General features: G+C 70.7%; 9 protein-coding genes. 6 read left to right on the forward strand and 3 right to left on the reverse strand.

Going from position 1 to position 11,954, the window contains the following annotated elements; all coding sequences use genetic code 11:
• The 3 genes from Q0C41_RS25415 to Q0C41_RS25425 all read left to right on the forward strand — a co-directional run.
• Positions 1–1,457 (forward strand): tetratricopeptide repeat protein (locus tag Q0C41_RS25415; RefSeq protein ID WP_291988716.1); only part of this gene is annotated, 1,457 nt, incomplete at its 5' end.
• A 52-nt stretch (positions 1,458–1,509) separates the two neighbouring features.
• Positions 1,510–2,982 carry a class I adenylate-forming enzyme family protein gene (locus Q0C41_RS25420; protein ID WP_291988718.1) on the forward strand — a complete coding sequence of 491 codons (1,473 nt, stop codon included), beginning with the start codon at positions 1,510–1,512 and terminating at the stop codon, positions 2,980–2,982.
• The gene (locus Q0C41_RS25425; RefSeq protein WP_291988719.1) at positions 2,979–4,223 is read left to right on the forward strand and encodes an SLC13 family permease; all 1,245 of its coding nucleotides are present in this window, start codon (positions 2,979–2,981) and stop codon (positions 4,221–4,223) included. The genes Q0C41_RS25420 and Q0C41_RS25425 overlap by 4 nt, the downstream gene beginning before the upstream one ends.
• A 28-nt stretch (positions 4,224–4,251) precedes the next feature.
• On the opposite strand, the gene Q0C41_RS25430 is transcribed toward Q0C41_RS25425, so the two are convergent.
• Positions 4,252–4,689 (reverse strand): 6-carboxytetrahydropterin synthase, encoded by a 438-nt coding sequence (locus Q0C41_RS25430; protein WP_291988721.1) that lies wholly within the window; start codon positions 4,687–4,689, stop codon positions 4,252–4,254.
• A 44-nt stretch (positions 4,690–4,733) separates the two neighbouring features.
• Complete coding sequence (locus Q0C41_RS25435; RefSeq protein ID WP_291988724.1) at positions 4,734–6,467, reverse strand: hypothetical protein; 1,734 nt, start codon at positions 6,465–6,467, stop codon at positions 4,734–4,736.
• A gap of 16 nt (positions 6,468–6,483) precedes the next feature.
• Between Q0C41_RS25435 and Q0C41_RS25440 the strand changes: the two genes are divergently transcribed.
• Positions 6,484–7,839, forward strand: coding sequence for a sialidase family protein (locus tag Q0C41_RS25440; protein ID WP_291988726.1), 1,356 nt, complete (start codon positions 6,484–6,486; stop codon positions 7,837–7,839).
• A gap of 4 nt (positions 7,840–7,843) precedes the next feature.
• Here the strand turns inward: Q0C41_RS25440 and Q0C41_RS25445 are convergent, their stop codons facing one another.
• Positions 7,844–8,590: a DNA polymerase ligase N-terminal domain-containing protein gene (locus Q0C41_RS25445; protein WP_291988728.1), complete on the reverse strand. Its 747-nt coding sequence runs from the start codon at positions 8,588–8,590 to the stop codon at positions 7,844–7,846.
• Positions 8,591–8,675: 85 nt separating this feature from the next.
• On the opposite strand from Q0C41_RS25445, the gene Q0C41_RS25450 reads away from it, so the two are divergent.
• Both Q0C41_RS25450 and zwf read left to right on the forward strand, forming a co-directional pair.
• Positions 8,676–10,385 carry a bifunctional transaldolase/phosoglucose isomerase gene (locus Q0C41_RS25450; protein ID WP_291988730.1) on the forward strand — a complete coding sequence of 570 codons (1,710 nt, stop codon included), beginning with the start codon at positions 8,676–8,678 and terminating at the stop codon, positions 10,383–10,385.
• Complete coding sequence (zwf, locus tag Q0C41_RS25455) at positions 10,382–11,908, forward strand: glucose-6-phosphate dehydrogenase (RefSeq protein WP_291988732.1); 1,527 nt, start codon at positions 10,382–10,384, stop codon at positions 11,906–11,908. The genes Q0C41_RS25450 and zwf overlap by 4 nt, the downstream gene beginning before the upstream one ends.
• Positions 11,909–11,954 lie beyond the last annotated feature (46 nt).

Raw genomic sequence — 11,954 nt, forward strand, 5'->3', positions numbered from 1 at the left:
TCAAGGCGATCATCGAACTCGACCCGAAGCAATCGCAGGCAGCGTTCAAGCTCGGCAAGGTCTGCGAGACCCAGAAGGACTGGGACTGCACCTTGATGAACTACCAGTTGGCGCTGGGTGCGCTGACGGGCGCCGACAAGGCGCAGGCCCACCTGGGCCTGGCCAGCGGACACTTCCAGGCAGGTCGTTACGCCGATGCGGCCGAGCAGGCCGCCGCGGCGCTGGCGCTCGATGCGTCTCGCAGCCAGGCGGCGCTCATTCGTGCCGAATCGCTCGTGAAGACGAAGAGCCCGGAGGCCGTTGCCGCCGGTGAAGCCGCGGTCAAGGCGCTGCCCGACGCCGCCAAGGCCCATGCGTCGCTCGGTGAGGCGCTGCTCGCGGCCGGCCGTGGGCCAGACGCCGAGGGTCCGCTCAAGCGCGCGCTCGAACTCGACCCGAAGCAGCCGGCGACCAGTGCTCAACTGGCCCAGGTGCTCGGCGCCAAGGGCGACCACCCCGGCACGATCGCCGCCGCCTCCCAGGCCCTGGCGGCCGAGCCCGGCCGCAAGGAACTCTACGCCCTGCGCGGCCGCGCCTATCTCGCGACCGGGGATGAGGCCAAGGCCCTCGAAGACCTCTATGCGGCCGTCGCCGCCACGCCGACCGACAAGTCGCTGCTGCTCGCCCTCGCCACGCTCCAGCACAAGCAGGGCCGCCTCGACGCCGCGGCGCAGCAGTATCGCGCCGCGATCGCCATCGACCCTGGCCTCGGCGACGCCCAACTCGGGTTGGCCGACGTGCTGGTGCGCAACAACGACTTCGAGAACGCGCGCACGCCGGCTGCCGCCGCTGCCACGGCCCTGCCCGAGAAAGCACAGGCGCACTATCTGCATGGCCGCGTGCTCGAGCACGACAAGAAGTACGACGAGGCGCTGGCGGCCTACGGTCATGCGGTCCGCCTCGACGCGTCCATCGCCGGCGCGCATTACGGCATGGGACGCATCCTGCGCGAGCAGAAGAAGGACGTCCCGGCGGCGTTGGCCAGCATGGAGAAGGCGGCGGCGCTCGACGGCGCGGATCCGGGCGTGCTGACCGAACTCGGCGCCGTCCTCTACGAATCCAAGCAGGTCGATCGCACGATCGAAACGCTGCAGAAGGCCGCGGCCACACCCGCGTATGCCAACCCCATGGGGCTCGCCGTCCTCGGCCTGGCGCTGAAGGACAAGAAGCTGTTCGACCAGGCCATCCCATCGCTCGAGAAGGCGGCCGAACTGGCGCCCAAGTGGTGGATGCCGCGGTGGGGCGCCGCGTGGTCGTACTTCGGGCAGTTCAAGAAAGGCTGCCCGTGCGGGCCGGAGGATCAGGCGCGCGTGCAGAAGATGCAGGCGCACTACGACCAGATGACCGCCCTCGGTGGCGCCGACGCGGCGCTCGGCGAGCGGGTCAAGATGCTGGCGTCCGGGCTGAAGATCAAGTAGCCGTCGCCGGCGGCTCCGGCGAGGCACGACATCAGGTATCGTTCAGCACCCGATGTCGCTGCTCAGCCTCTATGACCTCTCCCTTCGGGGCCGGCGCGACGCGCCGGCCCTCGAGTTCGACGACGCGGACGGCCACACGCGCGCCCTGACGTTCGGCGACCTCGATGCACGCAGCGATCGCCTCGCGCAGGTGCTGGCCGGGCGCGGTGTCACGGCCGGGGACCGCGTCGCCTTCTGCCTGCCCAACCGCGTCGCCGTCATCGACCTCTGGATCGCCCTGCTCAAGCTCGGCGCCATCGTCGTTCCCATCAACGTGCTGTATCGGGGCCGGGAGATCGGCCACATCCTCGCCGACGCGCAGCCGCGTGCCGTGGTCACCACGGCCGATCGGATCGCGGACTTCGAGGGGACCGCCGGGTGGGATGTGGAGGGGCTCGAGGCCGAGGCGGCCGTGGCGATCACGGCGCGGCCGCTCGTCCGTACCGATGCCGCCACGCCTGCCGCCCTCGTCTACACCTCGGGCACGACCGGCGTGGCGAAGGGCGCCGTCCTCACCCACGGCAACTTCATCGCCAACGCCGTCTCGCTGGTCACCGCCTGGGGCATTACCAGCGCCGACCGCTACCTCGCGGCCCTGCCCCTGTTCCACGTCCATGGCCTCGGCAACGGCGTGCAGTGCTGGCTGGCGAGCGGCTGCCACATGCGACTGCTCGAGCGCTTCGAACACGACAAGGCCGTCGGCTGGTTCGAGCACTATCGGCCGACGCTGTTCTTCGGCGTGCCGACCATGTACGTGCGCCTGCTGGAGACCGCGCCGACACGGGCCCGCGCGATCGGCGCCGCGATGCGGCTGTTCGTCTCGGGCTCGGCCCCCCTGCCGGCCCACGTCCACGAGGCGTTCGAGGCCCGGTTCGGCCACGTCATCCTCGAGCGCTACGGCATGACCGAGACGCTCATGAACGTGAGCAATCCTCTGGTGGGGGAGCGGCGCCCCGGAACCGTCGGATTGCCCATGCCGATGACGGCCGTCCGCATCCTCGACGAGTCCGGGGCCCTGGTCGACGACGGGGTGACGGGAGAGGTGTGGGTGAAGGGGCCCAACGTCTGCGACGGCTACTGGAACCGGCCAGATGCCACGAGCGCGGCGTTCGTCGACGGCTGGTTCCGCACCGGCGATCTCGGCATGCGCGCGCCCGATGGCTACATCACGCTGCAGGGGCGCCGCAGCGACCTCATCATCTCCGGTGGCTTCAACATCTACCCCCGCGAGATCGAGGACGCGCTGACCAGCCTTGCCGGTGTGCGGGAGGCAGCCGTGGTCGGCGTCGCCGATCCCGTGCGGGGCGAGGTGCCGGTGGCCTATCTCGTCACCGACGACGCGTGTGATCTGTCGGCCCTCGCTGACGCATTGCGAACGCAGATTGCGTCGTTCAAGGTGCCGCGCGGCTTCGTGCGGGTGGCGGCGCTCCCGCGCACGGCGCTCGGCAAGGTCCAGAAGCACCACCTGCCGCCCTGGACGCCATGAGCCCCGCCGCCCTCTCGGTCGTCGCGCTCGTGCTCGTGATGGGGGCCAGCTTCGGCACGCGCCTCAACGTCGGCGTGCTCGCCGTGGCCCTGGCCTGGCCGATCGCTGTCCATGCCGCCGGCTGGAAGGCCGACGCGCTCATGGCCGTCTTCCCGGCCTCGCTGTTCGTCACCCTGCTCGGGGTGACGCTGCTGTTCGGCGTGACGCAGGCCAACGGCACGATGGCCGCCGTCACTCAACGCGCCTTGCGCCTCTCTGGCGGACGCGCCGCGTGGCTGCCGTTCCTGCTGTTCGGGCTGGCGTGCACCATCAGCACGATGGGCCCCGGCGCCATCGCGGCGGTGGCCCTGTTGGCCCCGATGGGCATGGCCGCCGGCGCCCACGCCGGCATCCCCCCCCTGCTGACGGCGTTGATGCTCGGCAACGGCGCCAACGCCGGCAATCTGTCGCCCTTCAGCGCCGTCGGCGTCATCGTCACCGCCGGCATGGGCAAGGCCGGTGTGCCCGGACACGAGTGGCAGGCATGGGCTGCCAACTTCGTCGCCCACGTCCTCGCTGCCGGGGCAGCATGGGCGCTGTTCGGGGGGCCGGGGCTGCTGCGCGATGCCACGCGTCGCGAGGCCGTCGTCGTGGCTCCGCTGGCCACCGAACACCGCGTGACGCTCATCGTCGGCGCGCTGTGGGTAGCCGCCGTCGTGCTGCTGAAGGTGAATCTCGGCCTCGCGGCGTTTGCCGCGGCGGCGTTCCTCGTCCTCGTGCGCGCCGCGGACGACACGGCGATGCTGCGGCAGGTGCCGTGGGCCGTGATCGTGATGGTGTGCGGCGTGAGCATGCTGATTGGCGTGCTCGAGGGCACCGGGGGCATGGACCTGTTCAGCACGCTGCTGGCCCGCATCGCCACACCGGGGTCGGTCAACGGCGTGATCGCGTTCGTGACCGGCGCCATTTCGACCTACAGCTCGACGTCCGGCGTGGTCTACCCGACGTTCCTGCCGGCCGTGCCGGCGCTGGTGGAGAAGCTCGGCGGAGGCAACCCGCTCGAGATCGCGCTCAGCATCAACGTCGGCGCGGCGCTGGTGGATGTGTCGCCGCTCTCGACGATCGGCGCGCTGTGCATCGCGGCGCTCCCGGAGGGCCACGACGCACGGCGGCTGTTCCGCATCCTGCTGCTGTGGGGGATGTCGATGACGGTCGTCGGCGCGCTGTTCTGCCAGTTCGTCATCCCGCTGTTCGCGCGATAGACGATCATCGACGCGCCGGCCGCGGGCGTCAGACGTGCGCGGTCTTCTCCACGACGAAGATGTTGTTCTCGGTCTCCTGAATCAGGACCTGCACCGTGTACATCACGTCATGGCCCGGGAACTTGTCGCGAATGTGCGCGACCACGTTGTCCCAGACGTAGAGGGCGACGTTCTCCACGCTGGGTCCCTTGCCCCGCAGCAACACCACGCCCTCGGGTTCGAAGAGCTCCGGATTGAGGAACGTCGCGTCCTGCTCGGTCACCAGCATCTTGTGATCGAGGAAGCGCATCACGGCCTTGAGGTCCCCGAAGTCGAGGGCCATGTCGAGCTCGTCGCGCGGGAAGGCCTCGCACGAGACCGTGACGGTGCCCCGCCAGGTGTGGCCATGCACCCACTTGCACTTGCCGGGATAGCCGAGCTGCCGATGCCCGGTGTGGAAATGGGAGTGAACGATGATCTTTTCCATACGAGTGGTGGGACGCGCGAGTGACGCGCGACGCTTCGCCCATTCTACTGATCGGTGGTCCACCGTGCGGCACGGACCGTCACGGTGCGCGTCTCGCCCGGACGGGCATTGACGGTGTCCATCACGAGCAGGAGGGCGTGGACGCGCTCGAGGGGCACCGACCCGCTCGCCGGGAGGATGGGCCGAAACGCCTGCACCGGCAGACGGACGAGACGCCGCGCCTGGTCGACGTAGGCCGAGTGGCGCCAGCGCAGACCTTCACCCGGGCGCGGCTCGCGCAACTGGATGGACAGCCGCATGGGCGCGGAGGCCGACAGGTCCAGCTCGAGCGTCGAGGCGCCTGGCGGCGGAGCCGCCAGGTCGGCGACCAGCGCGGCGAACTGGCTGACGCGGGCGCCGGGCGCCAGTGTCAGCGTCCCCTGGGCGATGGCCTCGGGCGGTCCTGTGTCGCTGGTCGCACGCGAGGCGGGATCGTGCTCGACATGCCAGCCGCGAAGGTCGACCGCGACGGATCCGTCGTCTACCGCTGCGGGGGGGCCGTCGGGGAGCCCGGCAGCCGCAGCGTCGAGCGGCGCCCGGGGCAGATTGTGGCCGCGCGCGGCGCTGACGGCGATGGGCAGCGCGGGCCATCCGCGGCGCGCCGGCAACCACACCTCGGCCCGATAGATCGCCGGCGGCGCGTCGGCCTCGAGCGCCAGCGACCAGGCCGAAGCAGAGGCCTCGCGGAGCAGCGTGCCGTTGCGCAGCACCCGCACGATGGCATCGGCCGGGGCATTGCTTCGCACGGCGAGCGTGGCCGGCCCTCGCGCATCTGGCCCAGGGGTGGCAGTCGCCGCCGGCTCGATGACGTCCAGGGACAGCCACGCGGGCGACGCCATGCTGAACACGGCGGTCGAGGCGAGGCCATGCCGGATGGCATGCAGGACGACCACGGCATCGCGGCTGGCGTCGCCGGACGGACGGCCGTCCAGCCAGGGGACGACGAGCCCGAACGTCCCCAGGCTGGCGCGGTAGGACGGGAACTCCGCCAGCGTGCGGCCACCGTCGAGGGGGTCGGCCCCGCGCTGCCAGCCGATGCGCGCATGGGCGTCGATGGCCGCCAGGGCGAGCTGCGGACGCCGTGTCGGCTGATCTCGCTCCGCGAAGAGCGCGGCCGGATAGCGGGCGAGCGCCGCCAGGGTGCCGGCGCGGTTGAGGGCATACGTCAGCAGGTGTGCCAGCAGGCGAGGCGCGCGCGCCGATCGCCACGTGGTGTCGGCGTTGACCCACTCGTATCCGTCGGCATCCACTGACGCGTCGTGCCAGGCCAGGGCTGGCCGTGGCGAATCCGGGTGGGCGAGGATGCCGAGGCCACCGAGGCGATGGACGTCGTCGAGGACGGCGCGCCCTTCACCGGCCAGTGGATAGGGCGCCTGCGGCAGGTCCAGCGCGACGAGGTGGCCATCGTCGGTGCTGATCTCGACCGCATCGATCAGCAGCACGCCATCGACCACGCGCGGCGGCGTTGGCGGCCGGGTCGCATCGCCGTGGTCGGTGAGGATGACGAAGTCGAGGCCTGCCGCGGCCGCCGCAGTGGCAATGGCCTCCGGGGTGCCGCTGCCGTCTGACTGCGTGCTGTGCACGTGATAGGCGCCGCGCCAGAGGGTGGGTTGCTGCGCCGCAGGCGCCAGGAGTCGCGGCGCCGGGGGCCTCAGCAGCAAGGCCGTCCCGGACACGATGACGACGAGGGCCGCCAGGAACGACCGTGGTCCGCGGAACCGCACGAGTGGATAGTACACAGGGTATGCTCGGCCGGTGCGCCTGATCCTGTTCGGACTCTCGGCCATCGTGGCGGCGGTGGGGCTTGGTGGGTCGGCGCAGTCGGTGGCGACCGAGGTGCGCGTCGTGCCGTTGACGACGCCTGGGGCACCCAACACGGCAGAAGTCGCCGTCGCCATCGACCCGACCAATCGCGACCACATCGTCGTCTCGGCCTACCAGGTGAACCGGCCTGGCGCGACGCGCGTGAGCAACGTCCTCTTCGTCTCGCGCGACGGCGGTCGGACCTGGCAGGAGGAACTGGCCGCCAATCCCGAACGGCGCAGTTCGCAGGGCGACGATGCGGTGGTGTTCGGTGCGGATGGCACCCTGCTGCATTCGTACATCTCGTTCGACGGGCTGCGCGTGGCTCGGCCTGCGCTCGCCCGCAACGGCATCTTCGTGCGCCGGCGGGACGCGGCGACGGGCGGGTGGGAGGCACCGGTGGCAGTGATCGATCACCGCAACACCGTCGCCCCGTTCGAGGACAAGCCGTGGCCCGGTGTCGACCGCGGGGCGCAGTCGCCTCGACGCGGCCACGTGTACGTCGCGTGGACCCGCTTCGACGAATACAACACCCCGCGTCCGGACTGCCGCAGCGAGATCCACGTCTCGCGCTCGACCGACAACGGCCGGTCGTTCTCCGTGCCGCTCCGCATCTCCGATCGCGTCGGCACCTGCCTGGACGATGACGACACGGTCGAGGGGGCGGTGCCGGCCGTGGGACCGGACGGCGAACTCTACGTCGCGTGGTCCGGGCCGGCGGGACTGGTCGTCGATCGGTCCGATGACGGCGGTGTGACGTTCGGCGAAGACCGGCACGTCAGCCAGATCCCCGGCGGCTGGGACATCGACATCCCCGGCCTGTCGCGCAGCAACGGCATGCCGGTGACGGTGGTGGATGGCACGACCGGGCCTCGCCGCGGCACCGTGTCGATTGCCTGGGTCGATGCGCGACACGGCGATCCGGACGTCTTCGTGGCCTCGTCGTCCGACCGCGGACAGACGTGGCGCACGCCCGTGCGCGTCAACGACGACGCGATTGGCAACGGAGTGGCGCAGTTCTTCGTATGGCTGGCGCAGGACGCCTCCACCGGCCAGCTGCACGTCGTCTATCACGAGCGGGTGTCGGCCACGGGCACCGAGACCCGGGTGGTGATGGCGCGCAGCGAGGACGGCGGACGGACGTGGGTCAGTGTGCCCGTGCCGCTGGCGTCGTTCCGGACGGTGGCGTCGGTGCCGTTTGGCGACTACAACGGCATCGATGCCTCGCAGGGGCGCGTCGTGGCGGCCTTTCCACACTTCCTGAGCGAGACGCAGGTCGGCATCTCGGTCGCGATCGTCGACAGGTAGACGCTTACGTCTTCGTCGACGGCTTGCGCGGGCGCGTCTTCGCGGCCGGCGCTGGCGTGTCAGGCGGCAGCGGCTCGAGCGCGTCGAGCTTCTTCAGCACGTCGGCCAGCGTCTCGAGCGACGCCTCGCCCGTGGCGCCAGGATTACTGAGCCACACATCGGGCGCGTCCTGCGCGAGGATCTCGCGAAAGGTGCCCGCGCTCTTGACGCTGTTGGGCGCGAACGCGGTGATGTCGAGGTCGCCGGCCCACTCGTCCTTGTGCTTGATGAGCAGCCACGACCGCCCATCGTCCTTCGCGCCGGAGCGCCCGCCCCAGCCGCGCGTGCGGACGAGGACCCACGAGCCCTTGAGCTTGTAGCCATCGAGGCGAATCTTGAGGTCGCCCTTGCGCAGCGCCGCGTCGATGTCGTCGGACTCCGGTGCCCAGGTGCCGACGTCCCACAACATGACGACACCGGCGCCGTAGCCCTCGGGGATGACGCCCTCGAACTCGCCGTATTCGATCGGGTGATCCTCGGTCTGCATCGCCAGGCGCTTGGTGGCGGGATCGAGTGACGGCCCCTTCGGCACGGCCCACGACAGCAGGACGCCGTCGTGCTCGAGGCGGAAGTCGTAGTGCAAGGCCGTCGCGAGATGCTTCTGCACGCAGAAGAAGCGGGTCGGGGCGGGGCGTGCACGGGCGCCGGGATCACCGGCCGGCTCAGGCGTGCGCGTGAAGTCCCGTTTGCGGCGGTATTCCTCGAGAGCCATCCCCGTAGCCTACCGCGTGTGCGGCGTCCACGAACACGACGGACGCCGGTCCGCCCGAGCCCGGTCGCAGGCTACACTTGACCCCGTGACTGCCACCCCCATTTCCGTGCAGCCCGGCTCGCTGGCCGAGGCGATTGCCCGCACGCTCGCGCAGTGGACCGCCGAGCGCCGCGTGGCTCGACTCTGGACGAAAGACGCCTCGTTGTGGACCAACAGTGGCGAAGACCAGTGGCTGGGATGGCTCGACGTCATCGCCGCCCAGCAGCAGGAGATCGGCGCCCGCACGGCACTGGCCGAAGCGGTGCGCCAGGACGGCATCACCGACGTGCTGCTGCTCGGCATGGGCGGGTCGAGTCTCGGGCCCGAGGTCGTCTCGCGCGTCATCGAGGCCGAGGCCGGCTGGCCGCGCCTGCACGTGCTCGACTCGACCGACCCGGCGCAGGTCCGTCGCTTCGACGAGGCCGTCGATCTGACGACGACGCTCGTGCTCGTGGCGAGCAAGTCGGGCAGTACGCTCGAGCCCAACGTCTTCCTGGCGTACTTTTTCGATCGCCTGAAGAAAGCCGTCGGCATCGAGCAGGCGGGACGGCACGTGGTGGCCATCACCGACCCGGGCTCGCAGATGCAGAAGGTGGCCGAGCGCGACGGCTTCCGCGCCATCGCCTTCGGCCAGCCGACGGTCGGCGGTCGCTTCTCCGTGCTGTCGGCCTTCGGCACGGTGCCGGCCGCGCTGGCGGGCGTCGACGTGACGCGCCTGCTCGGCGAAGCGGCCCAGATGGCCGAGGCCTGCCGCATCGAGGATGCCGCCACCAATCCCGGCGTGGCGCTCGGCGTGGTGATTGGCGAAGCGGCGAAGGCTGGTCGCGACAAGCTGACGATCGTCGCCTCGCCGGGCATCGCCCCGCTCGGCGCGTGGCTCGAGCAGCTGGTCGCCGAGTCGACGGGGAAGAACGGCACCGCGGTCATCCCGGTGGACCTCGAGCCGGAAGGCGACCCGAGCACCTACGGCAGCGATCGGCTGTTCGTCTACCTGCGCCTGTCCGACGAGCCCGACGCCGCGCAGGATGCGTTCATCGAGGCGCTCAACCTCGCCGGTCATCCGGTCGTGCGGATCGACGTGCGCGACACCTACGCGCTCGGCCAGGAGTTCTTCCGCTGGGAGATCGCCACGGCCGTCGCGGGCGCGGTGCTCGGCATCAACCCCTTCGACCAGCCCGACGTCGAGGCGAGCAAGATCAAGACGCGGGTGCTGACCGACGCCTTCGAGCAGGATGGCGCGCTGCCGATCGAAGCGCCGGTCGTGCTGGACACCGACATGGCCATCTTCACCGACGAGGCCAACGTCCGGGCGCTCGGCCCGGTCGCCACCCCGGCCGAAGCCATCGCGGCGCACCTGCGCCGCGTCGGCGGCGGCGACTACGTGGCGCTGCTGGCCTACATCGACATGACCGCCGATCACGTGGCGGCGTTGCAGGAGATGCGGGCCGTCATCCGCGCCCAGTCCGGCGCCGCGACGTGCCTCGGGTTCGGCCCGCGGTTCCTCCATTCCACCGGACAGGCCTACAAGGGCGGCCCCAACAGCGGGGTCTTCCTCCAGATCACCTGCGATGACGCGCAGGACCTCGAGGTCCCTGGCCGTGATTTCACGTTCGGCGTGGTGAAGGCGGCGCAGGCCCGCGGCGACTTCGGTGTCCTCGAAGAGCGCGGACGACGAGCGTTGCGTGTGCATCTCGGGCCCGATGTGGCGGCGGGCTTGCGGGTGCTGCGCGCGGCAGTGGAGGCGGCGTACCAGTGAGCACCCCGACGAGCGGCGCGCCGCGGCGTCCTGTCAGCGCGCCGGCCGACCCGGCCGTGTTCGTCGGCTTCGGCGCGTCGGGCGACCTCACGCGCCGCAAGCTGCTGCCGGCCCTCGTCAACCTGCGTCGGTCCGGCGCGCTGCCGACGACGTTCGCCTTCATCGCCGTCATCCGACAGGCCGACGTGGGCGGGACGCTGGCTGACGAGATCCTGACGGCCGCCAGTACGCACCTCGAGACGCCGCTGACCGACGAAGAGCGCCAGTGGTTCGTCGGGCGCATCGGCGTGGTCGTCGGCGACGTGGAACAGCCGTCGCTCTATGCCGACATCGCCACCCGCCTCGGCGAACTGCAGGCATCGCACGGGACGGGCCGCAACGCCCTCTTTTATCTCGCCACGCCGCCGCAGCTGTTCGCGCCCATCGCGGCCGGCCTCGGCGCGGCCGGCCTGCTCGACGAGGAGGCCGCCGGCGGGTGTCGCCGGGTGATCGTCGAGAAGCCCTTCGGGCACGACCTCGAGTCGGCGCGCGCCCTCAATCGCGCCCTTGCCGCGGTGATGACCGAGCGGCAGATCTACCGCATCGATCACTACCTCGGGAAGGAGACGGTGCAGAACCTGATGATCTTCAGGTTCGCCAACAGCATCTTCGAGCCGATCTGGAATCGACGCTACGTCGACCACGTGCAGATCACCGTGGCCGAAGCCGACGGCATCGGGACGCGCGGCGGCTACTACGACGAGGCGGGCGCGCTGCGCGACATGGTGCAGAACCATCTGTTCATGCTGCTGGCGCTGACGGCCATGGAGCCGCCGATTTCGTTCGACGCCGATGCGGTGCGCGACGAGCGCCTGAAGGTCCTGCAGGCGATCATGCCGATGACCCCCTCGATGGTCGAGCGCGACGTCGTGCGCGCGCAGTACGTCGCCGGCCGGGTGAAGGACGCCGACGTGCCCGGCTACCTGCAGGAGGACAAGGTGGCGGCCGCGTCGGCCACCGAGACCTTCGTGGCGATGCGGCTGCAGGTCGAGAACTGGCGCTGGGCCGGGGTGCCGTTCTATCTGCGGACCGGCAAGCGGCTCGCGCGCCGGGTCTCCGAGATCTCGGTGCACTTCCGCCAGCCGCCCTTCATGATGTTCCGCGACACCGCCGTCCGCACCCTCAACTGCAACGTGCTCGTCATCCGCGTGCAACCCGAGGAGGGCATCACCTTTCACGTCGATGCCAAGGTGCCGGGGCAGGCGCTCGAGTTGCAGACCGTGGCGATGGACTTCAAGTACGACGAGGAGTTCGTGCAACCGCCATCGACGGGGTACGAGACGTTGCTGTACGACGCGCTCACCGGTGACCAGACGCTGTTCCATCGCGCCGACAGCACCGACGTCAGCTGGCAGGCGGTGATGCCGATCCTCGACGCCTGGGCGACCGGCGGGCGGCCCGTCTGCTACGAGGCCGGGTCGTGGGGCCCCGAAGACGCGCACGAACTGCTCGAGCGCGACGGCCGGACGTGGCGGCGCCCGTGACCGGGGCCGCGATGGCGCGCGGCGCCGTCATCCGGCTCGCGCCGAC

The sequence above is a fragment of the Luteitalea sp. genome (genome assembly GCF_022842525.1).
GTDB lineage: Bacteria > Acidobacteriota > Vicinamibacteria > Vicinamibacterales > Vicinamibacteraceae > Luteitalea.